We start from the raw sequence: 26864 nt of genomic DNA, 5'->3' as shown, positions 1-26864 counted from the left end.
CGGCACCACCCCCTGGGGACGGGGTTTACGGAGCCGGGCAGGGCGCACAAGGACCCAGTGCTGTCACGTGGGCATGTGGTCCCCTGGCCGACATCATGTGTCGTGTGCTGACCGCTTGTTCCGCTCCGCGCCCAGGCGGGCGAAGTAGGCGATCAGGTCGGGGTTGTCGACCGCCTCCGGGTTCAGGACCTGCTCGGCGGGGGCACCCTGGAGCAGGCGCTTGACGGGAACCTCGAGCTTCTTGCCGGTCTTCGTGTGCGGCAGGGCCCGTACGGCGAGGATCTCGTCGGGGACGTGGCGGGGTGAGGCGCCGGTGCGGATCGCGTCGCGAATCCGGACGCGCAGGGAGTCGTCCAGGGCCACCCCGTCGGCGAGGACCACGAAAAGCGGCATCCAGTAGCCGCCGTCGGGTTCCTCCGCACCGATGACGAGAGCCTCGGTGATCTCGGGGAGGCGTTCGACGACGTCATGGATGTCGGCACTGCCCAAGCGCACGCCGTTGCGGTTGAGGGTGGCGTCGGAGCGGCCGTGGACGATCACCGAGCCGTGCGAGGTGAGTGTGATCCAGTCGCCGTGCCGCCACACACCGGGGAAGGCGCCGAAGTAGGCGTCGCGGTAGCGGCTGCCGTCGGGGTCGTTCCAGAAGTACAGCGGCATGGACGGCATGGGCCGGGTGACGACCAGTTCGCCGACCTGGTCGAGGACAGGGGTGCCCGTCGCGTCGTAGGCGGCCAGGGCCACGCCGAGGCTGGGGGCGGACAGCTGCCCCGCCCAGACGGGGGTCGTGGAGGCGCTGCCGGCGAAGCCGGAGACGATGTCCGTGCCGCCGCTGGTGGAGGCCAGCTGGACACCGGCGCCCACGTGGTCGCGGACCCAGGGGTAGGCGGAGGCGGGCAGCGCGGAGCCGGTGCAGCCGACGACGCGGATGGCCGACAGGTCGTGCACGGAGGGTTCGATGCCCAGCTTGGCCATGGTCAGCAGGTACTGAGGACTGGTGCCGAAGACGGTGACCTTGTGACGGGCCGCCAGCTCCCACAGGACGTCCGGACGCGCCTGCGGTACCGGGCTGCCGTCGTAGGTGCAGGTCGTGGCACCGGTCAGCAGGGTGGAGACGACCAGGTTCCACATCATCCAGTGGGTGGTGGTGAACCACAGCAGACGGTCCCCGGTGCCCAGATCGGTGTGCAGGCCGAGCATCTTGAGGTGTTCGAGCAGGACGCCGCCGTGCCCGTGGACGATGCCCTTGGGCAGTCCGGTGGTGCCGGAGGAGAAGACGACCCACAGGGGGTGGTCGAACGGCACCGGGGCGATGGTGAGGTACTCGACGCGGCTGACCGCGTCCTGCCAGGGAACCGTCAGCCCCGAGTCCCCGCCCTCGGGCCACGCAAGGCCCACGTGGTCCACAAGCACCGTGGCCTTCAGCGTCGGCAGGGCGGCGGCGAGTTCGAGCGAGGCGGCGCGGCGGTCGTGGGTGGCGCCGTTGAAGAGGTAGCCGTCAGCGGTGATGAGCACCGTGGGTTCGAGCTGGGCGAAGCGGTCGGCGGCGGCCTTGGGTGCATAGTCCTGGCCGCACACCGACCACACCGCGCCCAGGCTTGCGGTGGCGAGGAAGGCGATGACGGCGTGGGGGGTGTTGGGCAGATAGCCCACCACCCGGTCGCCCTGTCCGACGCCCAGGTCGCGCAGGCTGGCAGCGACGGAGGCGACCCGGGCGCGCAGCTCCCGGCCCGTGATCTCATAGCCGGCCCCGGTCTCGTCCAGGGCGGTGATCGCCGGAGCATCGGGCTGCAGGTTGCGCAGCGCGTGATGGGCGTAGTTGATGCTGGCGCCGGGAAACCAGCGGGCGCCGGGCATGGTCTCCTCGGCCAGCACCCGCTCGTACTCAGTCGTCGCGTCGATGTCGAAGTACTCCCACACCGCGGCCCAGAACCCTTCGAGGTCGGTGACGGACCACTGGTACAGGGCTCGGTAGTCCGTGGGGTCCTGGATCCCCTCGGCGCCCCGGTGCCGGGCCGCCCATCGGGCGAAGTCCGCGATGCGGCTGTGAGCGGCCGACTTCGGGTCGGGAGTGAAGAAGGGTTCCGCATACGGCTCAGGGTGCGGGGTGGTCATGGTCTGGAGCTCCTCGTCAGGCGGGCCGGGCGTCGGCGGTATGGCGGGCCGTGTGCAGCAGCGGGGCCCAGGCGACGGTGTCCGTGAAGTCGTCGGTGCCGGCCGGGACGGTGTCCATCACGACGCGGTCGGGGCGCAGCAGGACGGCGTCGGCACGACCGCGGCCCAGCCAGCCGGCCAGGGTGCCGTCGTCGCCCAGATCGTCGACGCGGATCGTCGGGACACCGAGTGCCGTGGCCACGGCCGTCATCTGCGCCGTGGGCCGCACAGCGGTCAGGACGGCGAAGGAGTCCCCGAGGACGTCGTCGAGGCGCACTCGCCTGCCCTCGTGCCGTACCCAAGGCTGCGGGCAGAAGGTGCCGGCCAGCACGCGGCCGGTCAGCCTGGGGCGGCGCCGTACGAGTGGACCGGCGGTCAGGGCGGGACTGAGGTCACGGCCCACCGCCGCGGTCACACCGGGGATGCGACAGGCCGTGCCCACGACGGCCCGGCGGAACGCCGCACCGCGGTCCTGTCCGCCGGTCATGGCCCAGCCGACGGCGACCGCCACGCGGATCACATGGCGGGCGTGCGGCTTGCGCTCGCGTTCGTAGGTGTCCAGCAGCCCCTCGTGTGCGCCCCGTTGGAGCACCTGGGCGAGCTTCCAGGTGAGGTTTTGGGCGTCGCGCAGGCCCGCGCACAGTCCCTGCCCGACGAAGGGCGGGGTGAGATGGGCGGCGTCGCCCAGCAGGAAGACGCGCCCCTTGCGCCACCGGTCGGCGAGGCGGGCCCGGAAGGTGTACTGCGCCTGCCGCACTACCTCGAAGTCGTTGCCCGGCGAGGCGTCGGGCGGCAGATCCACCCAGGGGGCGACCAGCTCGCGCAGGCGCTCCCATCCGTCCGGGCCGTCCAGGTTCTGGTCGTCGGCCAGCCTGAACTCCCAGCGGTAGCGGTCCTCGCTGACGCGCATGAAGGTGGCCGGCTGGGTGGGAGAGCAGATCTGCTCCGCGCCTTCCCAGGTGCGCACAGGGCGGCTGGTGCGCACGTCGATGACCCGCCAGCTCTCCTCGAAGTGCAGGTCCTCCCACAGGGCGCCGATGGCGTCACGGGTGAGACTGCCCGCACCGTCGCAGCCGAGGACGGCATCGGCCCACAGGTGCTCGTCCTCGTCGCTGCCGTCGCGACGAAGGGTGACCCGGACCGGACCCGTCGGATCGTTCGGTCCGTCGGTGTCCCGTGCGAGGGACTGGGTGACGGACACGACCTCCACCCCGCTCCACAGCTCGCACTCCGGGCGGCGCGCCAGGGCGTCACGCAGCAGGCGTTCCAGCTCGGGCTGGTCGAACATGCTGGTCTGCGGGAAGCCGTGGTGTCCGTGCATGGACCGCGGGAATTCGGCGATCACGCGGCGCCCGGCGTCCAGCAGCCGCAGTCCGGGCGCCGGGCGGGCGAGGGAGGCGAAATCCTCGTGGACACCGGCGCTCTGCAGGATCCGGCGGATCTCGTCGTCCACGACGACGGCACGCGGCAGGGGGTAGATGTCCCGGTGACGTTCGAGGACCAAGCTGCGCACTCCGTGCCGGGCGAGCAGCAGGGCGGCCATGACCCCGACGGGTCCCGCACCGATGATCACCACCGGTCTCCTGGATGCGGCTTTCATGATGCGTCCGCAATGGGGGTCCGCTGCTCGCCGAGGTCGATCCGCCCGTCCGGGGTGGCGATCGTGGCGGTGACGAGGTCACCGTTGCGCAGGTACTTGGGGTTCTTGGCCTGGCCCTTGAAGAACGCCTTCCACTTCAGTGCGGGCGGTAGCAGCGCAGCGATCTTCTCGGCCGCCTTGGGCGGGGCCTTCAGGGCCGTGCCGCCGGGAGTGCCGGTCAGCAGCAGGTCGCCCGGGGCGAGGGTCTGGAAGCGGGCGAGCAGGGTGAGCGCCTGCGCGGGCCGCACGATCATGTCGGCCAGCGTGCGGTCCTGGCGTGACACGCCGTTGACCGACAGCTGCAACCGCAGGTTCAGCAGATGGGTGAAGTCCTCGGGCTCCAGCAGGGCCAGGTACGGACCCGTCGGCGTGAAGGTCGGATAGGACTTGCTCTCGTAGAACTGGGTCTTGGTCAGCTGGACGTCGCGGGCGCTGACGTCGTTGGTCAGGACGAGGCCGGCGACGTAGCGCGGCAGGTCCTGCTCCTCGACGACGGTGCCCACGGGCAGGGTCGCGCCCATGACGAGGCCGAGTTCCACTTCGTAGTCGAGGAAGTTCACGTGCCCGGGGCGGATGATCGTGTCATGGGGGCCGCTGACCGAGCCGGACGCCTTGCGGAAGAAGGTGGGCGGGATGTCGCCGGTGAAGCCCGAATCCTTGGCATGGCTGCGGTAGTTGACCATCTGGGCGACCACCCGGCACGGGGTGGTGACCGGAGGCAGCGCCACCAGGTCGGCGACGGGCGTCCCGCTCTCGGCGGAGGCGGCGGCCTCGCGGACCGCGTCGCGGTCGGCGAGCAGTTCGGCGGTGGTGACGGCCTTGGTCTCGACGCGGACGGCGCGTTCGTCCCGGACGACCCACCAGCCGTCGGTGGTACGCAGAACGTTGGTGCTCATGAGCTCATCGCTTTCATCAGGCCCAGCAGGCGTGCGGGGTCGAGTTCGTTGTCGCCACGCAGGGCCGTCATGACCTCGCGCAGCTTGGCGGGGGAAGGGCTGGCGCCCAGGAAGTCGCGGGTGGCCGGCGGTCCCCACTGGGCCAGGCCGCTCGCCGACATCGGTGCCCAGCCGGGCTCCAGGTCGCAGGAGAAGAGGTCGCCGTCGGCGAAGTGCTCCAGCATGAAGTGGTCGGGGTCGCGCCAGTAGTCGAACAGCTGGCTGCCCTGGATGTGCCGGCCGATGCCCCAGCTGCGCTGGTAACCGCGCTCGGTCAGGTACTCCCCGCCGGCGGCGATCGCGTCGAGGTCGGTGACCTGGTAGGCCGAGTGGACGTAGCCGGTTCCTGGCCCCAGGTGCAGGGCCAGCGTGTGGTGATCGACGGCCACGCCCCCCTGGTCGCACCGGATGAACGCCATCGTCGGCCCACGCCCGCGCTGCCCGTCCAGGAACAGGAAGTCGGACACGATCATCCCGAGGGTGTCCAGGTACCAGTCCAGAGTGCGGGCGAACACCCGGGTCTCCAGCACCACATGGCCCAGCCGCTGGATACGGGACGGCTCACGGGGCGGACGCTGGGTGGCGTTCGTACGACGGTGATCGGTACCGAAGTTGAGGATCAGCGGCTCCTGCTCGGGCAACGCGGGCAGCTGCTCGGCGCAGTGCACGACCCGGACCGGCAGGCCCGAGGGATCGAGCAGGGCGACCGACTGCCCACCGCCCGGTACGCCGATGTCCCGGACGGTACTGCCGGTGGCGCGGGCCAGCCGGTCCAGGTCGGCCCGTTCGGCCGCGCGGAACGCCGGCCCGATGAACCGGGACGTACGCCCACGCCGGATCACCATGCAGGGCGAGCCGGCGAAGGTGCCGCGCAGCCACAGCTCACCCTCGGTGCGGGCGGCGATCGCGAAGCCGAAGTCACGGGCGAAGACCTCGGCCTGGTCCAGGTCGGGCTTCTCGAACTCCAGCCAGGCCAGGTCGGCCACCTTGATCAGGGGATTCCGGGACCGTCCCGGATGCTCACCGCGCAGGGCGCCCTCCTCACTGTGGAGGTCTTGGTGGGGCGTCTGGGGAGCGGCCCTGTTAACGGGGGTGTGGGACATGGTGTCCTCCAAGCAACACTGCTGTAATGAGGAAATCATCAACTTTGCCGTTACCCATCGTCAATAGGATGGACCCAAATAATTGATAACCTCATCAGTAATGGCAGACTCATCGATGCAGTTGTTACACTCGCCGTATGCCGACGTCAGCCCCGCCCAAGAACCGCTTCGAGCGACGCCGCGCCGAGACCCGCCAGGCGCTCGTCCGCGCGGCCCGGCAGATCCTCGCGGAGACCGGGGACACCAGCGCCAGCATCCAGGCCATCGCCGAGCGCGCGGACGTCGGTTTCGGCTCCTTCTACAACCACTTCGAGTCCAAGACGGAGCTGTTCGACGCCGCGGTGACAGATGCCCTGGACGAGTTCGGGCAGGTCATAGACGAGCGCGTAGAAGGAATCGACGACCCGGCCGAACTCGTCGCCGCGGGCTTCCGGCTCACCGCCCGAATGGCCGACTCCCACCCTGAACTCATGCGGATCCTGCGTGACCGCGGTCTGGCCTACATCCACTCCGACCGGGGCCTCGCCCCGCGAGCCCTGCGCGACCTGGAGAACGGCATCGCCTCGGGCCGCTTCACCTGCCGCAACGCGACCACCGCCCTGTCCGCCTTGGGCGGCACCCTGATGTCCCTCGTGGCACTTCGGCTGGCCCGCCCCGATCTCGACGGGGACGACGCCGCCTCCGACCTAGCCGAGATGGTCCTGCGCATGCTCGGCGTCCCTCCGGAGGACGCCCACCAGGTGACCCGGCGGCCGCTGCCCGGACACAGCTGAGCCAGATGCGGCCGACTGAGGCCGCGGGCCACCAGGGCGGCGTGACGTCGTGGGTGTGGACTTCACCGCGGACAGTCTCTTGTCCCGTGCCGCGCATGAACTCAGCCCGCGAGCGCACGAGCTGATCCACGACGTAAAGCAATGTCTGCGGCGCGAGGTTCCCGAGCTGTGGGACGAACCGGACATCGCGCAGATGACGGCGGAGAACGTCGCCGAGCACGTCGTCGCCATACTCTTCGGCATCGAGCACGACATCGAGCCAAGACGGATCAATCCGCCGGCCGCCGACGCAGAGCGCGCGCGTCGGCTGGCTCAGCGCGGGAAGCCGGTCACAGCGACGCTGCGGGCCTTCCGGCTCGCGCAGGGCCTCGTCCTCGACCGGCTTCTCGAAGAGCTGTCGCGGCTCACCAGCGATGCCGAACCGATCAACGCGGCGACGCGCAAGCTGATCGCACTGGCGACCGAGTACATGGACCACACATCGGAGACGGGTGTCCTGGCCTTCCAGGACGAGCGGGATCGCCAGGTGCAGTGGCGGCTGTTTCAGTGGTGAACGAGGCGAGCGTACGCGTCGGAACGACCCTGGACATCGCCCGCACCGCCCAGGAGTTGGCAGACCTGGCCACCGAGCGCTTCGCCGACGCCGTCATCGTCGACCTCCTCGAGTCGTCTTCCGGCGACGAGCCCCCTGCGACGGACACACCCGTGGTCCGCCGGGTCGCCCAGCAGTCGGTGCCGGACGGTTACCCGGAGACAAACTACCTGGAAGCGATCTACGGGGAGTCGTCGGTTCCACCACAGCAGCTCCACAGGTATACGGACGGATCACCACCGGCTCGCGCCCTGGTGACCGGCCGGCCCTCACGGCATCGCCTCGACGCGTCCGCCTCCATGCTGGTGATACCGCTGTGCGCCCGTGGCACCACACTGGGTGTCGCTCAGTTCTTCCGTCACCACAAACCCGACGCGTACAGGGACGAGGACCTGCTCCTGGCCCAGGAGATCGCGGCCCGGGCGGCGGTGGCCATCGACAACGCCCGCCGGTACACGCACGCGCGCGCCGCCGCCCTCACCCTCCAGCGCAGTCTGCTCCCGCGCAGTACACCCGTGCAGTCCGCCGTGGAGGTCGCCTGCCGCTACCTGCCGGCTGCCGCCCAGCTCGGCGTGGGCGGCGACTGGTACGACGTCATCCCGCTCTCCGGTGCCCGGGTCGCACTCGTGGTGGGCGGCGTGGTCGGCCACGGCATCCACGCCGCCGCCACCATGGGCCGGCTGCGCACCGCCGTTCGCACCCTGGCCGACATCGACCTGCCGCCCGACGAACTCCTCACCCACCTGGACGACGTCGTCATCCGCCTGTCCGCCGAAGTCTCTGCCCAGACGGACGCCGAATCCGTGGGGGACATCGGGGCCACCTGCCTGTATGCCGTGTACGATCCCGTCTCCAGCCACTGCATACTCGCTCGCGCCGGCCACGTGCTGCCTGCCGTGGTGAACGGGAACGGCACCGTCGACATTCTCGACCTGCCACCCGGCCCGCCGCTCGGCCTGGGCGGCCTGCCGTTCGAAGCGACAGAGATCGACCTACCCGAAGGCAGCCTCCTCGCCCTCTACACCGACGGCCTGATCGAAGCCCGCGACCACGACATCGAGACGGGCCTCACCCTGCTCCGCCAGGCCCTCGCCCAGCCCGCTCCCTCCCTGGAGTCCGCCTGCGACACCGTGCTCGAAACCCTGCTGCCGGCTCGCCCGGACGACGACGTCGCCTTGCTCCTGGCCCGCACCCACGCCCTCGGGAGCCGCCAGGTCGCCAGCTGGGACGTGGAGGCCGACCCCGCCGCCGTCTCGCGAGCCAGGGCGAACGTCTCCCAGCAGCTGACCACCTGGGGGCTGGACGAACTCGACTTCACCACCGAACTGGTCGTCAGCGAACTCGTCACCAACGCCATCCGCTACGGCCGACCCCCCATCCAGCTGCGTCTCATCCACGACCACACCCTCCTCTGCGAGGTCTCCGACGACAGCAGCACCACCCCGCACCAGCGCCGCGCCAGGGGCTACGACGAGGGCGGCCGCGGCCTGCTTCTGGTCTCCCAAGTCACCGAGCACTGGGGCACACGTCACGCCCGACACGGCAAGACGGTCTGGGCGGAGTGCGCCCTGGGCGCGCCGGAGCTCTTCTCGGACGCGGCAGCGCTGGACGTGGAGGGTGTTCCCGGGGTCGTATGAGCACCATCTCACCCGGCCCGCCAAGACGATCGTGAGGTTGCTGGGCTTCGACTGGCTGACGACACAGCATCTGTCGGCGTACACCTGAACGCGGGCAAGGAGGCTTCGCGTTCCATTCCTCCTGCGGCGGCCAGTACATGGGTGCGTCCCACACAGAGATGTCGCCGGGCCCGCCCTGCCCGACTTCACCTGCCCAGGAGTCCGTATGCGCCACACCCGGATGGTAATGGTGGGAAACCGTGGGCGCCGGTACTCCCTCTAGCACCGGCGCCCACTCACCCCTGCCCGGGGTGGTCTTGATGAACTTTCTGTTCGGTTGTCAGGGGACGAGGATGAGGCGGATAGGGTCGCCGATCTTGTTCTCCAGCCGGTTGACCGCGTCGGCGGCCTCGGCGAGCGGGAGGTGGTCGGTGATGGAGGGGGCTAGGTCGAGACGGCCGACCTCGGCCAGCCGGACCAGCTCGGTGACGGACTCGGGGCTGCCGCCGTAGTGACCGCGCACCTGCTTGCCCAGGTAGTTGAAGGTCAGGCCCTCGGTGATGGTGAGAGGCCTGGGGCTGATGCCGACCAAGATGAGGGAGCCGCCCAGGCCGAGTGCGGCGGCGGCCTGCTCGCGGACCGCCGGCACGCCGGCGCAGTCGAAGGCGAAGTCGAGGCCTCGTCCGGCGGTGGCCGCGCGGACCTGGTCGGCGAAGTCGTCGGCAGCCGGGTCGAGGGCGAAGTCCGCGCCGAAGGCCAGGGCGCGTTCGCGGGCGCTGGGCAGCGGGTCGACGGCGATGATCGGTGCGGCGCCGGCCAGGCGGGCAAGGCGGACGTTGTGGGCGCCGACTCCGCCCACGCCCCACACGCCGACGGACTGGGCGGGGCGTACGCCCGCGGTGGTGACGACGGCGGCATAGGGAGTCGAGACCGCGTCGGGGATGATCGCGGCCTGGTCGAAGGGAAGGTTGTCGGGGATGGGGATGAGGGTGTCCTCGCGGGCGACGGTGTACTGGGCCCAGCCGCCGTCGTAGTCGATACCGGCGGTGCGCATCTGGGTGCAGGGGCGGCTGCGCACGCAGCCGGCGCACTGGCCGCAGGTCTTGCCGGCCTCCAGGGTGACGCGGGTGCCGACGGTCAGGCCGCGCTTGAGGTCGGGGCCGAGAGTGTGGACCACACCGGCGACCTCGTGGCCCACCGTGACCGTGTCGGAGGTGGCGAACAACGGGACGAGGGAGCCGTCGATGAGGTGGACGTCCGAGAGGCAGACGCCGGCGGCCTTGACCTCGATGAGGACCTCGCCCGGGCCGGGCACGGGGACGGGGACCTCCTCCACGGCGAACTTCTTGCTGTCCAGGTGGAAGCGTCCGGCGAGCATGGTGTCCATGGTGCTCTGCTTTCTGTGAGCGGCACTCCCGGCGGTTCGGGCCGACGGGTGCCGTGTGATGCCTCGTGAGTGAGTGGTGGCCGGAAGGGGTGCGGGGTGTCAGGACCGCCGCACCCTCCCGGCGTCTGGGGGTCAGGCGAAGACGTCCTGCTGGTAGCGTTCGTCCGCTTCGAGCTGGGCGAGCCACTGCTGGGCGGCCTCGTCGTCGCTGCCGGTGTGCTTGCGGTAGATGGCGGCGAGCGCCTCGCGCACGGCGGGTGCCATGCGGCGGCCGTCGCCGCACACGTAGATGTACGCGCCGTCCTGAATGGCCTGCCAAACGGTGTCGGCGGCGCCTGCGATGGCGTCCTGGACGAACCGGGCCGGGTGTCCGGTCACCGCGGAGAAGGCGGTGTGGACCCGGGCGATGCCGGACAGCGCCCACATCTCCATCTCGTCCCGGTAGAAGTAGTCGTGCTCAGGGTGACGGCAGCCGACGAAGACCTGCGACAGGCCGATCTGCGTGGCGTTCGCATGCTGCCAGGCACGCTCCTCCAGGAAGCCGCGCAGCGGCGCGATGCCGGTGCCGGGGCCGATGAGGATCAGCGGCGTGGCGGGATCGATCGGCGGGGCGAAGGTCGGGGAGGGCACGCGCACGTAGCCGTAGAAGACGTCCCCGGGATTGAGGCCCGCGATGTAGGAGGAGCAGGTGCCGCGGTACCGGCCGTCGCCGGACAGGGCCGGCCCTTCCAGCAGACCGACGGTCAGCCGCACGTGCCGGGGGTTGGCCAGCGGGGCAGAGGAGATGGAGTAGAACCGCGGGCGGATCGGGCCCGTCATCTCCAGGAAGATCCCCAGCCGCAGTTCGACCGCCGGGAAACGCTCCAGCAGGTTGAGCACGGAGACGCGCTTGCCCAGGACCTCGGTCTGGTAGCGCTCCTCGGCCGCGGCGGTGTCGGCCGTGTAGGCCTCCAGCTGCGGCCGGGTCCACGGGCAGTCGGTGTGCTTGGCCAGCGTCTGTATCTGCGAGCGGGTGGCCACGTCCTGCAGCTCCACGAACTCGGTGAACAGCAGGCCCGCTGTGACGGGAGTGCCCACCGGGAGGTGCGTACGGCCGCCGGCGGGCTGGTCCAGACGCAGGACCTGGTCGCGGTCGACGCCGAGTCGCGCGAGGACTCGGGCAACCAGCTGCGGCTCGTTCTTGGCGAACACGGCCAGGTGGTTGCCGGTGTCGTAGGTGACACCGTCGGGGAGTTCGATGGTGATGGACTTCGCGGCCGGGCGCGGCGGCTCGATGCTGAAGTCCCACAGCCCGGTCGCGTCGCTGACCAGTTCCTCGTTGGCCACGACCGTGAGGGGGTAGGCCTGCTCGGAGACGATCGCGGGGCGCACGTCAGCTTCGGTGAGCAGCTGCACCTCGAAGCGCGGCCCGGTGGTTTCGGAGGTGTCGGCGGCGTACTCCTCGGCCAGGGTGGTCCAGAGGGTGTCCATCCAGCGGGTGGCCATGCCGTCGAAGTCACCGGCGGCGTCCGCGATGCCGCGCTCGATGACGCGGGTGGCGCCAGCGGCCAGCAGGCCCGCCTCGATCCGCTTGGGGAAGCCCTGGTAGGTGGCCACCCACTGGGTGTTGCCGGCACCCAGCAGCGCGAACCGCACGTTGGACAGCGAGCCCTCCGGGAGTCCGGCGGCGAGCAGGTCGTCGAAACGCTGCGCGTTGTCCGGAGCCTTGCCGTTGTAGCTGGAGGCCACGACGACGAGCAGGCCCTCGGTGGGCAGGTTGTCACCCAGCTCGTCCAGGCCGACCAGGGTGGTGCCGAATCCGGAGCGCTCACCGCGGTCGGCGATGGTGCGCGCCAGGTCCTCGCACGAGCCCAGGCTGGAGCCGTAGGCGACGGTCAGGTTCACCCCGACACCGCTGACCGCGGCCTGCGCCCGCGTGTCGTCGGTCTGCAGGTCCACTGCGCCGAACACGGTCCGCTCGTGCTCCTGACGGGCCCGCACGGTCAGTTCGAAGCCGCCGGGCTTGCGCGTCAGCGCCTCCTTGACGTCCATCTTGTAGTCGTCGGGGTCGGCGAACTTGAATTTCTGCAGCACCAGCGCGAGGGCAAGACGGGCCTCGGTGAGCGCGAACTGCCGGCCGATGCAGGCACGCACGCCGTTGCCGAACGGCTTGTAGGCGTGCGGGTGGTGGTTGACCCGGTTCTCCGGCAGCCACCGGTTGATGTCGAACTCCTCCGGCCGCTCCCACGCCTTGGGGTGGGTGTGCAGCGGACCTTCAAGGATGTTGACCCGCGCTCCCTTCTTGAGCCCGTAGCAGCCGCCGATGACGGTGTCCTCCAGCGGGGACTTGCCGATCATCGGGATGGGAGCCCACAGGCGCAGGGTCTCCTCCAGGATCCGCGGGATCACGTCCATCTGCATGATCGTGTCGTAGTCCGGGACCGTGTCGCCCGGCAGCAGCCGGTCCACCTCGGCGTAGGCTTGGGCCAGGATGTGCGGGTTGCGCATCAGCGAGTACGTGGCGAACGACAGCAGACCGCTGGTGGTCTCGTGACCGGCGATCAGGAACGTCAGCACCTGGTCACGGACGTTGTCGTCCTCCAGCCCCTTGCCGGTCTCCGGGTCGGTGGCCTCCAGCATCAGGCCCAGCAGGTCATCCTCACCGGTGCCCTTGCCATCACGGCGCTCCTTGATCACGTTCTCGACCAGGTCCCGCATCAGCCGGATGTTCTCGCGGTACCTCCTGTCATCGGCCTTGCGCATCTTGGTCATCATCGGCAGCTCCTGCGAGCGCCGCAGCGACTCGACCAGCGCCTGCAGCAGCGCGTTGAGGAAGGGGTGCAGATCCTCCTTGGCGAAGGAGTCGAACCGGTAACCGAACCCCGTCAGGGCGATGGTGTCCAGGGTCAGCCGGGTGTAGTCGTCGGTGATGTTGACCGGCCGGCCCTCCTTGCGCTCCCACTTGCCCACCAGGTTCTGGGCGATCTCCAGCATCTGCCCGAAGTAGCCCTTCATCGCCCGCTGGCTGAAGGCCGGGAGGAGGACTCGGTGCGCCATGCCCCATTCCTCTTCGTGCTGGTGGGCCGTGAACAGGGCGGCTCCCGCGTAGTCCCGGACATGGGCTAGCGGCGTCTTGTCGATCTGCTTGAAGAACCGGGTCTCGTCACAGACCTCGGCCACCAGGTCCGGGTCCCAGACGAAGACCTGCTCGATGCCGGCGATCTCCATGCCGTAGAGCCCCTCGGGGAACTGCTTGGACAGCCTGCCGAAGTACTCCACCGGGTTGGTGCTGGGGATCTGCGGCGTGTGGCCGAAGAGCGGGACCCCCCGCGGAGACCGGATGGGCCGCAGGTCGGTCTGGGGCTGTGTGGTCATGGCTGGCTCCTTCAAGGGGAAAGGCGGGCAGGGCGCCATTCGGTGTCGCGGGGCGCCGGTACGGCCGCACCCGATTTCCATACGCCGTATGCCTTCAGTGATACCATACGACGTATGGAACTTCAATCGGCAGGCCCGGGGCGAGAAACGGGAATGTCCGGCTCACCAGGGGCGGCGTCGCTCGCGCAGCGGGGTCACATCAGGGCCAGGCGCCTCCGCACGATCTCCCGGCCGGAGGAGACAAGTGGCGCGGCCGATCGTCGGCAGCCGGCGGCTTGAGAGGGCTTCTCCTGGCGGGTGCGACCCATGGAGGACATCCACGGTCCGCGACGGCGGCCGCGGCGACATCCCGGTGAGCAGCCAGCCCCTCAGGCCTGCCAGTACGCGTCGCGGCAGCAGGGCCTGCGCCCATACGCACGGGCGGCCGGCGGCAGCACCGGAGAGGCAGGCGCGTGTGCCGCCTCGCGGCGGCGCCGCTGTGCCGCACTCGCTCGCCCGGCGTCAGTCCGCGAGATCAGGCAAGGCGGGTGCGCCAGAGCCTCCTGGGCAGGGCATACCTGCGGCCTGCGGCCGCAGGCGAGCACACCAGGGAAGGGGGACGGCCGACACGCCTGCCTGGCTCCATGCCCGCACGCGTCAGGCGGCAGTGCGCCGAGGCCGCCGCTCGAACGTCTTGCCGCACTCCTCGAGCGCAGCTTCGAGCCGAGCCTTTCCTGTCAAGGCGCGCCTTGGCGACCTCGTCGCCCACCAAGGCCAACCAGTCCGGGACTGTCCGCGAAGCCGGAGGGACGGGGGGCCGGAAACGGTGCCACCGCGCGAAGGCTGGTACCGTACACCGTATGGCGACTGAACGGAAGCCCCCTCGGGGCACGAGAAAGAGGGACGTACCGCTCACCAAGGACGGCATCCACGCCATGGCGTTGCAGCTCATCGATGCCGACGGGGTCGAGGCGCTCACCATGCGCAAACTCGCGACCGCGCTCGATGCGAACCCCATGTCGCTGTACCACCACGTGCCGAACAAGGACGCCGTGCTGCGCGGCGTGGCCCACCGGGTCGGTTCGCAGTTCAGCACGGAGGACCGGGGAGACATCCCCTGGCAGGACCGACTGCGTGAACTGGCCCGGGACTTCCGCGAACTGTCGCACCGTCACCCGAAACTGATGGAGTATTCCTTCACGCGCCCCGACTACGTGCAGCCGGCGGACCCCTTCTGGCAGGCACTGATCGACATCCTGGCCACCGCGAAACTGCCCGAGGAGGAGATTCCGCGCGTCGCCGCGACCCTGGTCGGTGTGTTCACAGGTTTGCTGCTCAGCGAACTGAACGGGGCGCTGCAGCGGTGGGCCACTCTGCCACTGGCACCGCCGTCGGGCCCCGACGAGGAAGAAGCGCCCCCGCCCTCCAAAGGCGTGATCGACACCATGTTCGACTCCACGCTGGACGCCGCGGTCGCCGGAGTGGAGAACCATGTCGCACGAGCCCGCGAGAGGGTGTGACGGAAGCGAGACGGCTCCGGTGGGGCGGTGCGCGGTCCGGCGGCGGCTCGCCCCTCGGTGTCAGCGGCACCGAGGCCGGGCCCAAGTTGGCGAACCCGCGGCCGGGCCGCGGGGAAGCGACGCGCGCGGTGAGGATGCATCCGGCCCACCGGCTCGCCCACCCGCTCCAGTCGTTCGATGAGCCAATCGACGTACTCCTCTTCGGTGGAGCCGAAGCCGCCCGGCCGGGGCGTGCCGAAGCCGGGCAATCCCATGCCTCGACGTCGCTCCGGATCAGGTGTCGGCGCACGCCGTCCCACACACGGCGGGTGTCGGGGACGCCGTGGATCAGAACGGCAGGCATGACTGAACTCCCCTACCACTGAACAAAAACCGCGTGTCTTGGCTTTTACTCCTCACTGCTCTTTCAGGTCGTAACCGGCCGCCATGTCCGAGACGGGATTCCCCGGGGACTCTCCTTCGCAGCGTGCGGCCGGTGGTCGGAGTTGACGGGGCACACGTCCGGAGGCGCGCCGGGAGTTCTGCTGGGGCCGGCCGTCGCGCCCACCGGCGTGATCGGCCGTGAGCCGACTTTCCATGCCGCTGATGATCGTGTCCAGCACCAGGCGGAACATCAGGTCCTCGCCAAAGCCCTCGTTCGTCGGCCCGTCCTCGCCGGAGGCGGGCGTGGCGGGCTGGAGGTTCGACCACCGGTGGAGCGCGCCGTTGAGCTCGGCGATCATCACGCCGATGACGACGGCGCACACGAGCGCGGCGAGCTGCGGGATATCCGAATGCGGAACCCCTGCGGCGTCCAGCACGGCGGTGAGCGCGACCCAGAAGGGATCTTCGGGCTGAATGAAGTCCGGCTGGCTGAACGAGTAGGCCATGAGGTTGGGATGGCGGTGTGCCAACGTCCGGAAATCCGTGGCAAGCAGGCGCATGCGCTCCTGCCAGGGAGCGTCCTCCAGCGTCACGGTGCGGAACCGGGCACCGACCATTTTCGCCACGCCACGCAGCAATGCTTCCTTGTTCGGCACGTGGTGGTACAGCGACATCGGGTTCGCGTCCAGCGCGGCGGCGAGTTTGCGCATCGTGAGCGCCTCGACCCCGTCCGCGTCGATGAGCCGCAGGGCGGAGGCGCAGATCCCTGCCTCGGTCAGAGGCACATCCCTCTTCCGAGTACCTCTAGGGGTACGCTTCACTCTTTCCATACGATGTATGTTATCAAGCTGTAGGCTGGCGGGAGGGACTCGCCGCCCGTGGTGGCGGTCACTCCTGCAGTCCTAGGTACGGGCACCCGGCCTTGTGCAGGAATGCGACCGCAGTGGTGGCCTTCTCGTCGGATGGTGCCTCGGTGTAAGCGAGGCGCGAATAGCCATCGACAGCGGAGTGGAGGTGAACATAGCCGCGGCCTTCGCTCTTCTTCTTGCGTCGCGAGACTTCACGGGCGTGATCGCTGTTCTTTCCGCGGGCTCGCCGGCCACCGCCGTCTGGGATCCAGCCCACCCTCTTCACGTCGATGTGGACCATGTGGCCGGGGCGTCGGGCGGTGATTGTTTGCGGCTTGCGGTTGGATCCACCGTTGGGGTCGATGAACCAGCGCCGGTTCAGTGCGAGTACGACGAGGTGCCGCGACATCGTGCGGCGGCTGATGGCTATGCCCTCCGTCTGGAGTTCGAATGTGATTTTGGCAGCCGACCCCTTGCAAGTTCGGCGTAGTTCCTCGATTCGTGGCACCACCTCGGCTCCGGTGGCGGTGGGCTGGCGCCGGGGTACCGAGATCGGTCGACGAGTCCGAGCTCGCCGTGGCGGCGGTATCGGTTGACCCACTTCGATGCGCACGCGCGGGAGATGCCCATCTCGGATGCGACGTGCGCGATTGGACGAGTACGGCAGGGTTCCACGAGGCGCCTTCTTCCCTCCGGCGACAGCGGCGTGTTCTTGTGCAGCACGGTTCCCCTTGGGTGGTGGTCAGGCGCGTTCGGGCAGGTTGTCGGGAGTGTCATGGGCCGAGATTGCACATGGCGCTTGGGCATTCAGGCTGCCTGTGGGTGCGGCAACGGCGGCCGGTCGTGCAACCGCGGTCAGTACCAGGGCGACCGCGGAGGCGGCTGCGCCGACGACCACGCAGGTGATGAACCCCTCTCTGAGGTTGTGCGTGGGCCCGAGGAGCGGGCCGAAGGCGGCGACGCCAATGGCTGCACCGATCTGGCGGGAGGTGTTGAAGACTGCGGACGCGGCCCCGTGCAGGGCGGGTTCGACGGCGGCGATGGACTGCGAGGTCATGGTGGGCACGAGCAGTCCCGAGCTGAACCCGGCGGGAACAAGGGCAAGCACCAGTCGCCAGAGCGCGGATGAGGTGCTGGCCCACGCCACCGCGAGGAACGTGGTGGTCAGGACGGCCTGGCCGATGCCCAGGACAGCGGTACGTCCGATCCGTCGCGCGAGTGGGGCGGCGCAGATGCTGCCGATCGAGATGAGGCCGGTCAGAGGCAGGAACAGCAAACCGCTGACGAGCGCGCTGAGCCCGCGGCCTTGCTGGAGCATCAGGCTCATCGCGAACAGCAGCCCGTAGAAGGCGAAGTTGAACAATGCGCCTTGTGCGGCTGTGGCGACGAACCTGCGGTCAGAGTAGACGCCTGGCGGCACGAGAGGTGTCCGGGTGGACCGTTCGACCCAGACGAAGCCGACGAGCCCGGTGACCGTCAGCGCGGCGGCGGTGATGGCTGCGGGGCTCAGCCAGCCCTGCGTGGGGGCTTGGACGAGAGCGAAGACCAGCCCGCCGATCAGTACGGTCGCACAGCCCATGCCGACGATGTCGAGGCGCCGACCGCCGCGCGCGGTGGTGGGCATCGAGCGGATGCTCCAGAGGGCGGCGGGGATCCCGATGACCACGTTGACGGCGAACACGGCACGCCAGTTCGCGAGCGCGACGAGCGCCCCGCCCAGCAGCGGTCCGGCGGCCATTCCCACGCCCCCGGCGGCGGCCCACCAGCCGACGAGTCGGTTCCGCGCATGCTCATCGGTGGCGGACGCCGTGGCCAGGACGAGCGCGCTCGGCAGCAATAGAGCGGAGCCCGCGCCCTGGACCAACCGGGCGAAGTTGAGCACCAGCATCGAGGTGGCGGACGCGCAGACTGCAGAGGACGCAGTGAAGACCAGCAGGCCTGCCACGAAGGCCCACTTCGCGCCGAGGGTGTCCGTGATCGCGCCGGCACCGAGCATCACCGCGGCGAAGGAGAGGGTGTAGGCGTTGACCGCCCATTCGAGCTCGGCGCGGGAGGCATGCAGGTGCGAGGCGAGTTGGGCGAGGGTGAGGTTCACGATCGTGCCGTCGACGAAGACCATGAAGGCCGCGATCAGCGCGAGCACCACGACACCCCGACGGTGTTCGATAGTCGTGGAAGCACTCATGTCTTTGCAGGCCGCGCGCTACCCGCCGTTACCTGGCCGCGGCCCGGTCTCGTGGCAGAGGCGGCTGCGACAGCCGTAGCCAATGGGTCGCTAACTGGGCGGACGAGTATGTCAGCGAGGTCGGGGCTGGTGCCGTCCAGGAAACCGTGCCGGATGCCGGTCGCGATCGAGGCGAGCATGGGCGGCTGGAACGGCAGCAAGTCCGGCATCTCATTGAGAAGCCTGCGCCGGTACTCGCCCAGGCCGATGGTCCGGTGCGGGACTGCGAGCCGGTCGGCTACGTCTGCTGTCGTGATCGGCGTGCCGGTCAGATCGTAGGTGTGCCCGCTGTGTTGGGCCGGATCTGCTGCGACGATCGCCGCGGCTTCGGCGAGGTCCGCACGGGCGACCGCGGCCAGGGCGCCGTCGCCGAATGCGGACTCCACTCCGTCATCGGCCCACATCAGCAGAGCGCCGAAGAGTTCGGCATACAAGCCGTTGCGCAGGATCGTCCACGGCAGGCCGCAAGCGCGCACGCGCCGTTCGGTCGCACGGTGCGCCAGTGCGAAACCGAGGTGGTCGCCGGCGCCGGTCAGGCTCGTATAGATGACATGTCGGACGCCGTCTCGGGCTGCCGCGTCCAAGACGGCCGCGTGCCGCCCGACGACCTGGTCGTCCTCGGCGTAGCCGGCGGAGATCAGGGCCAAGGTCGATACACCGGCAAGGTCAATGCCGGAGTGGTCGTCGAAATCCAGCCGGCGCATCCCGTCACTCGGGGTGCGGCTGCCGCCTGTCGCGATCGCACCGCGGGCATGCAGCGCCGCCAGAGTGGCCGAGCCGAGGTTCCCGTTCGCTCCGGTCACCAAGATCATGTCAGTCACAGTCTTCCGTTGTGGTTCTCTTCGGTAACTAGGCTTGATCCTGATCCGCCCAGATACCGGCCACAAGGAGGCAGTTCGATGTCACCCGCGCACACTGAGGTAACCGCCCAGCCCGCCGACCTCGATCCCTGCGGGCACGAAGATCACCCGGACTGCGGGATCCGCGATGTCCTGGACCGCATCGGAGACAAGTGGTCGGTACTCGTGATCGTCGAACTCGCCGGCGGGCCGCGTCGCTTCCGGGAGCTGCAACGCGCCATCGACGGCATCTCCCAGCGCATGCTCACCCTCACCGTGCGCAGGCTGGAACGCGACGGACTCGTCCACCGCACCGTGTACCCGACCGTCCCGGCTCAGGTCGACTACCGCCTGACTGAGACCGGGGCCAGCCTGACTCACCTGGTCAAAGCACTCGCCGACTGGTCTCTCACGCATCGCGCCGTCATTGCTGAGGCACGGCACCAGTACGACCAGACCCACCCCGACCACGACATCCGGTAGCGGGGACCGCTGTTGACCTCACACCGAGCGTGTTGCCAGTGATGCCTGTAAACAACCTCATGGCCCGCAACAGCTAGCGACGCGGCAGCAGCCGAAACCTGGCGCACGGTGTCGCCGGTACGGGTTCACTCCCCGGCCGGCCGACCATCCATGTCACTGGGCGTCGGCCGCCCGTACTGACACGAGAAGGTCGCCGCAGGCCTCGAGCGGCTCGGTATCCGTCACCGCAAAGGCGAGTCGGCGGTGGGCGTCAGCACGGACTCGGCGACGCCGACGATCTGACTGATGTCGAAGCCCTCCATGTCCGCACGGAATTCGGGGCTGGAGAGATACGCCTCCAACCGCTCCTGAACGTCGTCGGCGTCCCGGTAGGAAACGAGGGCGTACAGCTGGGGCGCCTCACTCCCGGCGGCCTCAGGCACCGTCCAGACGCCATGCGTAGCGATCCTGTGCTTGGCCATACCGGGAATGTGCTTGGCCCAGATGTTCTCGTAGGCGACGAGCGCCTCAGGGCCGCACAGTGTGTAGACACGAAGCTGGTACTGGGACATGAATACTCTTTCCTTCTCTTCTGCCACCGGGACAAAGATCCCCAGCGGCACGACGGTTGGGAGGCTTCTCTCAGCCTTTCGCGAACAGGTTCGCCAGTTCGAGCTCCCAGTCGATGCGCCCGGACTCGGTACCCCGTGGCACCAGCGCCTCCGTGTCCTCCACGAAGGTCCTGACGTCCTGCACGGGAACCTCGAGCAGGGCGGTGCCCGCCGGAGACCCGAGGACGATGTACATAGCCTGGTCACCACGGCCGACGGCCGGCCAGACCCGAATGTCCCCACACCCTGCGGAGCCGGTCAGACCATCGGCTAGAAGGTCACGCCCCAGAACCCATTCGGTCGGCTCGTCAGTGTCGGTGAAGAAGACGGCACGGACGACATAGGGATCAGCGGGCTCGTACCGCAGGCTCATGCACATGGACAGCGAGTAGGTAGGCGAGATGACAAGCTCTACGGCCACCCCGTGCATGACGGTCTTCAAAGACTCCATCGATTTCCACTCCCGCCCGGGCGGCGTTCATCGACTGCTGATCTCGTCCGGGCCGCCGTAGTGCCAGCCATGGATCTCGTCCCAGGAGTAACCCAGTTCGAGCAGGTAGCCGACACCGTGGTCCCAGCGGTAGTCGCCGACGTTGACACTGACGGCCGGACGGTGGACGTGCGCGGATGCAGAAGTCGCGGCCGAAGCCGTACCCCCGGCACCAAGAACAGCGGCACTCGCGACCGCCACGGAGGAAGCGGCGACGGCAACGCGCCTCGTGAGCTTCTTCATGATCTTCCCTTCCCGATCGATGTGATCTACACCAAGCGGACATATCAGGTGATATGCGACGCCCGGCATGGTCGAGCAAACTGTTCCATACGGCGTACGGAACTACCCTCTCAGGTTTACCATACGCCGTATGGAAATGTCGAGGCGACAAGAATGGCCCGCACGGCGGGCGGCGGCATGACCTCGCCGAGCAGTGCCGAGGCAAGCCGAGCGACGACACGCTCTCCGCCTTCGTCAACGAGCAGGACCCGGCCCTGCGGCTCGCCCAGGAGAAACCCACAGAAACCGCGGCACTCCCCCTCACCGCGCGACACGAGACCACGGTCAACCAGGTCACCAAAGAGGTACCCACACCGCCTTACGGTCACATTTGCGCGTTTAATCAGTTTTGGGGGACTTGACGATATAGCCGTCGTATCTGACTATTCCATCAGAAGTGGACAAAGTGGTCCAAGGTCGGCGGACGTCGTGCCGGTAGATCGCTGAACCGTCGGAGAGGTCGCGCGCAATATCGCCCGCCCAGCGCGGCAGGTCCTCCCGGGCCGATCCTCTTCCACCACAGCCACGGATCGTGCCGACGCTGTCTCACACCCCCACCGATGGGAAGAACCGGATGACGAACACCGACCACACGCCACTCACCGAACCGGTGAGTCCCCGAGAGACACCCGATGCGGCAATAGCGATGCTCGATGCGGAGGGGACCGTGGTGGGGTGGACGCACGCCGCCGAGCAGCTTGTCGGGTACTCGGCCAGGGAAGTGGTGGGCCGGTCCGCCGCACACCTGCTGCCGCCCGCCGAGAAAGCCCCGAGTGCTTCGGTGTTCGCCGAGCAGTGCCGTGCCCAGGGTGGCTGGTCCGGCACCGTGACGGTCCGTCACCGCGACGGCCACGCCATCAGAATGACGCTGCGGATCTCGCTGCTGTGGGGGCAGGACGCCGGCACCCGGTGGCTGGTGTCCGTAACCGACATAGGCACCCTGTCCTCGGGGGCGTCCGACGAAGCTGTGCGGGAGTCGCTCCTGGCCCACTCACCGGTCGGCATCGCCGTCTATGACCCGCAGCTGCGCTGTACCTGGGTCAACGACGCCATGGAGCGCCACGACGGCACTCCTCGCGAGCGACGGTTCGGACGCCGCCTGCGGGACTCACTGCCCGCCGTCGAGGCCGAAGCGCTCGAGGTGGTGATGCGGCAGGTGCTGGAGAGCGGCACCACCATGGTCCACGAGTACCGGGCGTGGTCGTCGACGGACCGGCGCCGGGAGCACGCGTTCTCGGCCTCGTTCTTCTGCCTCCAGGACGCCGACGGCACGGCGCTGGCAGTGTGCTCCATGAGCGTGGACGTCACCGGCAACCGGCGGGCGCGCGAGCGCCTTGCCATCCTCAGCGAAGCCAGCACGCGCATCGGCAGCACCCTCGAGGTCATGCGGACCGGCCAGGAACTGGCCGACCTCGCCGTGCCCCTGCTGGCCGACCACGCAGTCGTCGACCTGATGGAGTCGGTTCCGTTCGGCGTGGATCCCTCGGCGGGGACCGGCAACGCCAACGGCCGCCCACCTGTGCTGCGCCGTGCCGGTGTGGCCTCCGTCGACCCGAGCATCCTCAAGTTGCCATGGGTGCGCGAAGAGGTGGTCCGCCCCTTCCCGACGTCGCTGTTCGCCACCGCCCTGCGCACGGGCAGGTCGTACCTGGAATCGGTGCTGGACACCTGTTCAGGCCCCTGGGTCAGTCACGACCCTGTGCGGACGCAGAAGCTTCGTGACACCGGCGTCCACTCTCTGATGGTCGTACCCATCCGGGCGCGGCGCTGTGTGCTGGGACTGGCCGTGTTCGGCCGCTCCGAGGAATCGACGCCGTTCCAGGAGGACGACCTCCTCCTCGCCGAGGAACTCGTCACCCGGGCCGCGCTCAGTCTGGACAACGCTCTCCAGTACGCCCGTCAACGCACCGCGGCCCTGACGCTCCAACGCGACCTGCTCCCCCACCATGTGGGCGGCGGCGCCGCCCTCGATGTGGCCTCGCGCTATGTGCCGGCCGACATGGACCACGGTGTGGGGGGTGACTGGTTCGATGTGATCAAGCTGTCCGGCGCCCGGGTGGCCCTCGTCGTCGGAGATGTGGTCGGACACGGCATCAACGCCGCGGCGACGATGGGCCGACTGCGCACCGCCGTCCGCACGCTCGCGGACATGGAACTGCCTCCCCACGAACTGCTGGCGCACCTCGACGACACGGTCAGAAGGCTGAGCGAGGAAGACACCGACGCTCCGGACCAGCTCCCCGCGGCGGTAGGCGCCACCTGTCTGTATGCCGTCTACGACCCGGTCACCCGGCGGTGCACGATGGCGCGGGCCGGGCATCCCCCGCCCGCGATCATCGACCCGCAGGGCCACATCACTTTCCCCGACATGCCCGCCGGGGCCCCGCTGGGCCTCGGCCTCGGTCTGATCCCCTTCGAGTCCGTGGAACTGGAACTACCCGAGGGAACGCTGCTCGCGCTCTACACCGACGGTCTGGTCGAGTCCCGCGACGACGACATCGACGTGGGCCTGGATCGCCTGGGCGCCGCCCTGGCAGGGTCCGGTCCGTCCCTGGAGGACCTGTGCTCTCACGTGATCGAGACCTTGCCGACTCAGGCCCCGGCCGACGATGTCACCTTGCTCCTTGCGCGGACTCGCGGACTCGAAGCGGCCCAGGTCGCCTCCTGGGAACTGCCGAACGACCCGGCTGCCGTCCGCATCGCCCGGCAGGCAGCCGCCCATCAGCTCAGCGAATGGGGGCTTGATCATCTGGTGGCCACCGAGCAGCTGATCGTCAGTGAACTGGTCACCAACGCGATCCGCTACGGCGGCGGGCCGATCCGCCTACGGCTCATCCAGCACCAGGTCTTGACTTGCGAAGTCTCCGACAGCAACCCCAGCCACCCACGCCCCCGTCATCCCCACACCATCGACGAGAACGGCCGCGGTCTTTCCCTCATCGCTCACTTGTCCCGCAGGTGGGGCTCCCGCTCCGCGACGGACGGCAAGGTCGTCTGGGCCGAACAAGACCTGCCCTCCAAAGCCCTTGCGGCGTGACGCGCGACCGACCGGGTGGCCGACGGCCGCCACAGCATGCCGATCTCTCGAACCGCAGGCTCTCGCTAAGGAAGCCACATATGGACATAGAGAATGTCAAGAACACCCGCTCGGCAGGCGCCACCCAAGAACCGACGGGCGCCTCCGGTTCCGGTCCCAGCGGCAGGTCGCACGCCTTCGACGGTCCGGCAGCCGCCGTACTCGACCATCGAGGCGCGGTGGTCCGGTGGACCGGGGCAGCAGAGGAGCTGACGGGGTTCCGCGCCGAGGAGGTCTGTGGCCGCCTCGTGCGGGAATTGGTGGCCGACCTCCCGGACGACCTGCGTGACGCGGAGATGCCGGCGTCCGGCCGGGTACGGCTGTGGCATCAGTGCGGCGACACCATCGATGTCACCTTCCGGACCACCAAGATGGGGTGCCCCGGCTCGGCGGAGGTCCTCGTCCTGGCGGCCCCTACACGCCACGTCGCCGGCCACGAGCACGGCGTGGCGCTCCTGCGTGCGCTGTCCGCACAGAACCGAATCACGATCGCTGTGTACGACACGGATCTCACCACTGTGCAGACGAACGCCACGCCGGGCACTCTCGACGGCCGTCCGGTACAGCCCGGCGCTCGGCTGAGCGACGTGCTGTGCGCCGAAGACGCCGAGGGCCTCGAGGCAGTACTGCGCCAGGTACTCGAGACGGGTGCCCCAGTGGTCCGCAGAAACCAGCACGTGAGCTGGCGGCACGATCCGGCGCAACAGCGCGCGCTGTCGCTGTCCGCCTTCCGTCTGGAGGACGCGCGAGGACGCCCCACGGGGGTCGCGGCCCTGTACCTGGACAACGCCGACCAGATGCGCGCCCGCCGGAATCTGGATCTCGCCCGCGAGGTGGCCGAGCGCGTAGGAGGATCCCTGGATGTCGTGCGCACTGCGCAGGACCTTGCGGACGTCCTCGCACCTGCCTTCGGGGACCTCGCCGCCGTCGACCTTGCGCACTCCGTTTTCGACGGGGACGAACCGTCGAAGCAACTGGGCGGTGGAGACATGGGCAACGCGGCCCTTGCGCCGGCCGGCGCAGACTGGCCGGCCGGCATCGAGTGCGGCGAGTCCATCCCACCCCTTCCCGACCACCCCCTGCTGCACAGCTTCCACCATGGCGAGCCGGTCGTCTTCGACCTTGACGACTTCATCGCCATGGTCAGAGACCCGCAACTGGTCGTGTACCTCGTCCCGAAGGACGCCCATTCGGTGATGGTGGCACCGTTGCATGCCCGCGGGCACACGCTCGGCGCCATATCGGCCTGGCGTTGCGGCCGATCCGCCCCCTTCACCGAGGACGAGGCGGATCTCATGAAGCAGATCAGCTCACGGGGTGCGCTCGCCATCGACAACGCTCGCCGTTACACGCGCGAGCACCGGGCGGCCGTAGCGCTGCAGCAGCGTCTCCTTCCCCCGGCCACGACCGACACTCCGGCAGCTGAGACCGCCGGCGTCTATCTGCCTGCAGGCGGGGGAGCGGACATCGGCGGTGATTGGTACGACTGCATTGCTCTGCCCTCTCTCCGGGTGGCCCTCGTCGCCGGAGACGTGGTCGGCCACGGCATGCACGCAAGCGCCACCATGGGCCGCCTGCGCGCCGCCATCCAGACGCTAGCGGACCTGGAACTCGAACCGGACGAGTTGCTCACCCGGATCGCGGACCTGGTCCAGCGCCTCGCGGCCGAAGCCCCGTCCGGCGACCGCGACACCGTCGGCGGCACATGCCTGTACGCGGTCTACGACCCGGTCACCAGGCGCTGCGCCATCGCCAGTGCCGGGCACCCGCCACCCGTCCTGGTCCGGCCCGACGGGACCGCCGAAGCAGTCGGGATCTCCCCGGGGCCACCACTCGCCCTCAGCGGCATGCCGTACGAGACCACTGTGATCGACGTCGAGCCGGGCAGCGTCCTCGCTCTCTACACCGATGGCCTGGTCGAACGAGGCGATCGCGACATCGGCCAAGGCCTGCCGCGCCTGACGGAAGCCCTCACCGCGCACTGCCGTCCGGATCGTGCCCTGGACGAAACCGGTCGGGCCCTCCTCGCCGACCTGGCAGACCAGGCCCCGCGCGACGACGCGGCCCTGCTGCTGGCCCGCACCCGCGCCGTCCCAGCGGCGGACACGGCTCACTGGGAGATTCCGGCCGATCCGGCAGCCGTCTCCAAGGCTCGAGAGTGGATAACCCGCCAACTCACCATGTGGGGCCTGGACGACCTCCTCTTCACCACCGAACTCATCGTCAGCGAACTGGTCACCAACGCCATCCGCTACGGCCGTCCGCCAATGGACCTCCGCCTGATTCGCCACCACGTCCTGGTGTGCGAGGTCACCGACTCCAGCAGCACCCAACCCCGCCTGCGGCGTGCCCGCATAACCGACGAGGGAGGACGCGGCCTGTTCCTCGTCTCTCAACTCGGCGGACGATGGGGCTGCCGCCATGGCCAGAACGGCAAGACGATCTGGTCCGAGCAAGTCATCCAGGATTCCCCCTGAAGCTACGGCTCACCAAGGTCGAGGCAGAGTCACCCACAGCTCTGATGTGTCTCGACCCGGTGTGCCGTGACAGCGCCTACCCGAGGCCGGAGCCTGCGAGCGGGAGCAGAGCCCCACCTCGTGGCCGCGGCGCGGCTCGGATC

19 protein-coding genes and 2 pseudogenes are annotated in these 26864 nt (G+C 69.2%); 7 read left to right on the top strand and 14 right to left on the bottom strand.

The window, feature by feature from the left end; genetic code table 11:
- Window positions 1–93 precede the first annotated feature (93 nt).
- Genes AQJ27_RS36735 through AQJ27_RS36720 form a run of 4 tightly spaced genes read right to left on the bottom strand, consistent with a single transcriptional unit; the run spans window position 94 to window position 5828 of the window.
- The gene (locus AQJ27_RS36735; RefSeq protein ID WP_067378450.1) at window positions 94–2112 is read right to left on the bottom strand and encodes an acetoacetate--CoA ligase; all 2019 of its coding nucleotides are present in this window, start codon (window positions 2110–2112) and stop codon (window positions 94–96) included.
- Window positions 2113–2128: 16 nt separating this feature from the next.
- A complete protein-coding gene (gene mhpA / locus AQJ27_RS36730; protein ID WP_067378447.1) occupies window positions 2129–3751 on the bottom strand; it encodes a bifunctional 3-(3-hydroxy-phenyl)propionate/3-hydroxycinnamic acid hydroxylase MhpA in 1623 nt (540 codons plus the stop codon).
- Window positions 3748–4686 carry a fumarylacetoacetate hydrolase family protein gene (locus AQJ27_RS36725; RefSeq protein WP_067378444.1) on the bottom strand — a complete coding sequence of 313 codons (939 nt, stop codon included), beginning with the start codon at window positions 4684–4686 and terminating at the stop codon, window positions 3748–3750. The genes mhpA and AQJ27_RS36725 overlap by 4 nt, the downstream gene beginning before the upstream one ends.
- Entirely contained in the window at window positions 4683–5828 is a 1146-nt protein-coding gene (locus AQJ27_RS36720) for a VOC family protein (protein WP_067378571.1), read from the bottom strand. Before AQJ27_RS36720 ends, AQJ27_RS36725 begins: the two co-directional genes overlap by 4 nt.
- 137 nt (window positions 5829–5965) lie before the next feature.
- Here AQJ27_RS36720 and AQJ27_RS36715 point away from each other — a divergent pair, with 137 nt between their 5' ends.
- The 3 genes from AQJ27_RS36715 to AQJ27_RS36710 are packed head-to-tail and all read left to right on the top strand — an operon-like array spanning window position 5966 to window position 8830.
- On the top strand, window positions 5966–6601 hold the full coding sequence (locus AQJ27_RS36715; protein ID WP_067378441.1) for a TetR/AcrR family transcriptional regulator: 636 nt from the start codon (window positions 5966–5968) through the stop codon (window positions 6599–6601).
- A gap of 55 nt (window positions 6602–6656) precedes the next feature.
- On the top strand, window positions 6657–7154 hold the full coding sequence (locus tag AQJ27_RS60570) for an RsbRD N-terminal domain-containing protein (protein WP_341866126.1): 498 nt from the start codon (window positions 6657–6659) through the stop codon (window positions 7152–7154).
- Complete coding sequence (locus tag AQJ27_RS36710; protein ID WP_341866125.1) at window positions 7151–8830, top strand: ATP-binding SpoIIE family protein phosphatase; 1680 nt, start codon at window positions 7151–7153, stop codon at window positions 8828–8830. Before AQJ27_RS60570 ends, AQJ27_RS36710 begins: the two co-directional genes overlap by 4 nt.
- 319 nt (window positions 8831–9149) lie before the next feature.
- Here the strand turns inward: AQJ27_RS36710 and AQJ27_RS36705 are convergent, their stop codons facing one another.
- Both AQJ27_RS36705 and AQJ27_RS36700 read right to left on the bottom strand, forming a co-directional pair.
- Window positions 9150–10196 carry a zinc-binding dehydrogenase gene (locus tag AQJ27_RS36705; protein WP_067378439.1) on the bottom strand — a complete coding sequence of 349 codons (1047 nt, stop codon included), beginning with the start codon at window positions 10194–10196 and terminating at the stop codon, window positions 9150–9152.
- A gap of 132 nt (window positions 10197–10328) precedes the next feature.
- Window positions 10329–13550, bottom strand: a complete 3222-nt coding sequence (locus tag AQJ27_RS36700) for a bifunctional cytochrome P450/NADPH--P450 reductase (protein WP_067378437.1) — start codon at window positions 13548–13550, stop codon at window positions 10329–10331.
- Between the two features lie 839 nt (window positions 13551–14389).
- Between AQJ27_RS36700 and AQJ27_RS36695 the strand changes: the two genes are divergently transcribed.
- Window positions 14390–15049, top strand: coding sequence for a TetR/AcrR family transcriptional regulator (locus AQJ27_RS36695; RefSeq protein WP_067378432.1), 660 nt, complete (start codon window positions 14390–14392; stop codon window positions 15047–15049).
- 61 nt (window positions 15050–15110) lie between these two features.
- Here the strand turns inward: AQJ27_RS36695 and AQJ27_RS60565 are convergent.
- The 5 genes and pseudogenes from AQJ27_RS60565 to AQJ27_RS36675 form a co-directional block, all read right to left on the bottom strand.
- Window positions 15111–15392 (bottom strand): annotated as a pseudogene (locus tag AQJ27_RS60565) (alpha/beta fold hydrolase); the annotation flags it as partial.
- A gap of 52 nt (window positions 15393–15444) precedes the next feature.
- A complete protein-coding gene (locus tag AQJ27_RS36690; RefSeq protein ID WP_235613976.1) occupies window positions 15445–16197 on the bottom strand; it encodes a TetR/AcrR family transcriptional regulator in 753 nt (250 codons plus the stop codon).
- Between the two features lie 133 nt (window positions 16198–16330).
- Window positions 16331–16983, bottom strand: a pseudogene (locus AQJ27_RS59115) (helix-turn-helix domain-containing protein); the annotation flags it as partial.
- Window positions 16984–17002: 19 nt separating this feature from the next.
- The gene (locus tag AQJ27_RS36680; RefSeq protein WP_079065503.1) at window positions 17003–18445 is read right to left on the bottom strand and encodes an MFS transporter; all 1443 of its coding nucleotides are present in this window, start codon (window positions 18443–18445) and stop codon (window positions 17003–17005) included.
- The gene (locus AQJ27_RS36675; RefSeq protein ID WP_067378421.1) at window positions 18442–19296 is read right to left on the bottom strand and encodes an NAD(P)H-binding protein; all 855 of its coding nucleotides are present in this window, start codon (window positions 19294–19296) and stop codon (window positions 18442–18444) included. The genes AQJ27_RS36680 and AQJ27_RS36675 overlap by 4 nt, the downstream gene beginning before the upstream one ends.
- A gap of 87 nt (window positions 19297–19383) precedes the next feature.
- On the opposite strand from AQJ27_RS36675, the gene AQJ27_RS36670 reads away from it, so the two are divergent.
- Entirely contained in the window at window positions 19384–19806 is a 423-nt protein-coding gene (locus tag AQJ27_RS36670) for a winged helix-turn-helix transcriptional regulator (protein ID WP_067378418.1), read from the top strand.
- 221 nt (window positions 19807–20027) lie between these two features.
- Here the strand turns inward: AQJ27_RS36670 and AQJ27_RS36665 are convergent, their stop codons facing one another.
- From AQJ27_RS36665 to AQJ27_RS36655, 3 genes are all read right to left on the bottom strand, one after another.
- Window positions 20028–20357, bottom strand: coding sequence for an NIPSNAP family protein (locus AQJ27_RS36665; RefSeq protein ID WP_067378415.1), 330 nt, complete (start codon window positions 20355–20357; stop codon window positions 20028–20030).
- A gap of 70 nt (window positions 20358–20427) precedes the next feature.
- Entirely contained in the window at window positions 20428–20847 is a 420-nt protein-coding gene (locus AQJ27_RS36660; RefSeq protein WP_067378413.1) for an SsgA family sporulation/cell division regulator, read from the bottom strand.
- 27 nt (window positions 20848–20874) lie between these two features.
- On the bottom strand, window positions 20875–21129 hold the full coding sequence (locus AQJ27_RS36655; protein ID WP_067378408.1) for a hypothetical protein: 255 nt from the start codon (window positions 21127–21129) through the stop codon (window positions 20875–20877).
- A gap of 613 nt (window positions 21130–21742) precedes the next feature.
- Between AQJ27_RS36655 and AQJ27_RS36650 the strand changes: the two genes are divergently transcribed.
- Window positions 21743–24205 carry a SpoIIE family protein phosphatase gene (locus tag AQJ27_RS36650; RefSeq protein ID WP_067378406.1) on the top strand — a complete coding sequence of 821 codons (2463 nt, stop codon included), beginning with the start codon at window positions 21743–21745 and terminating at the stop codon, window positions 24203–24205.
- An 80-nt stretch (window positions 24206–24285) separates the two neighbouring features.
- Window positions 24286–26721, top strand: coding sequence for a SpoIIE family protein phosphatase (locus AQJ27_RS36645; RefSeq protein ID WP_079065502.1), 2436 nt, complete (start codon window positions 24286–24288; stop codon window positions 26719–26721).
- Window positions 26722–26864: the final 143 nt, after the last annotated feature.

This window comes from Streptomyces olivochromogenes, assembly GCF_001514115.1.
GTDB classification, from domain to species: Bacteria; Actinomycetota; Actinomycetes; order Streptomycetales; family Streptomycetaceae; genus Streptomyces; species Streptomyces olivochromogenes.
This window is presented reverse-complemented; position numbering and strand designations above follow the sequence as displayed.

Coding starts and splice junctions, on each gene's coding strand:
- AQJ27_RS36680 (WP_079065503.1), bottom strand. CDS start 18,445: ATGAGTGCTTCCACGACTATCGAACACCGTCGGGGTGTCGTGGTGCTC.
- mhpA (WP_067378447.1), bottom strand. CDS start 3,751: ATGAAAGCCGCATCCAGGAGACCGGTGGTGATCATCGGTGCGGGACCC.
- AQJ27_RS36715 (WP_067378441.1), top strand. CDS start 5,966: ATGCCGACGTCAGCCCCGCCCAAGAACCGCTTCGAGCGACGCCGCGCC.
- AQJ27_RS36655 (WP_067378408.1), bottom strand. CDS start 21,129: ATGAAGAAGCTCACGAGGCGCGTTGCCGTCGCCGCTTCCTCCGTGGCG.
- AQJ27_RS36665 (WP_067378415.1), bottom strand. CDS start 20,357: ATGTCCCAGTACCAGCTTCGTGTCTACACACTGTGCGGCCCTGAGGCG.
- AQJ27_RS36700 (WP_067378437.1), bottom strand. CDS start 13,550: ATGACCACACAGCCCCAGACCGACCTGCGGCCCATCCGGTCTCCGCGG.
- AQJ27_RS36725 (WP_067378444.1), bottom strand. CDS start 4,686: ATGAGCACCAACGTTCTGCGTACCACCGACGGCTGGTGGGTCGTCCGG.
- AQJ27_RS36650 (WP_067378406.1), top strand. CDS start 21,743: ATGACGAACACCGACCACACGCCACTCACCGAACCGGTGAGTCCCCGA.
- AQJ27_RS36670 (WP_067378418.1), top strand. CDS start 19,384: ATGTCACCCGCGCACACTGAGGTAACCGCCCAGCCCGCCGACCTCGAT.
- AQJ27_RS36660 (WP_067378413.1), bottom strand. CDS start 20,847: ATGGAGTCTTTGAAGACCGTCATGCACGGGGTGGCCGTAGAGCTTGTC.
- AQJ27_RS36720 (WP_067378571.1), bottom strand. CDS start 5,828: ATGTCCCACACCCCCGTTAACAGGGCCGCTCCCCAGACGCCCCACCAA.
- AQJ27_RS36735 (WP_067378450.1), bottom strand. CDS start 2,112: ATGACCACCCCGCACCCTGAGCCGTATGCGGAACCCTTCTTCACTCCC.
- AQJ27_RS36675 (WP_067378421.1), bottom strand. CDS start 19,296: ATGATCTTGGTGACCGGAGCGAACGGGAACCTCGGCTCGGCCACTCTG.
- AQJ27_RS36695 (WP_067378432.1), top strand. CDS start 14,390: ATGGCGACTGAACGGAAGCCCCCTCGGGGCACGAGAAAGAGGGACGTA.
- AQJ27_RS36705 (WP_067378439.1), bottom strand. CDS start 10,196: ATGGACACCATGCTCGCCGGACGCTTCCACCTGGACAGCAAGAAGTTC.
- AQJ27_RS36645 (WP_079065502.1), top strand. CDS start 24,286: ATGGACATAGAGAATGTCAAGAACACCCGCTCGGCAGGCGCCACCCAA.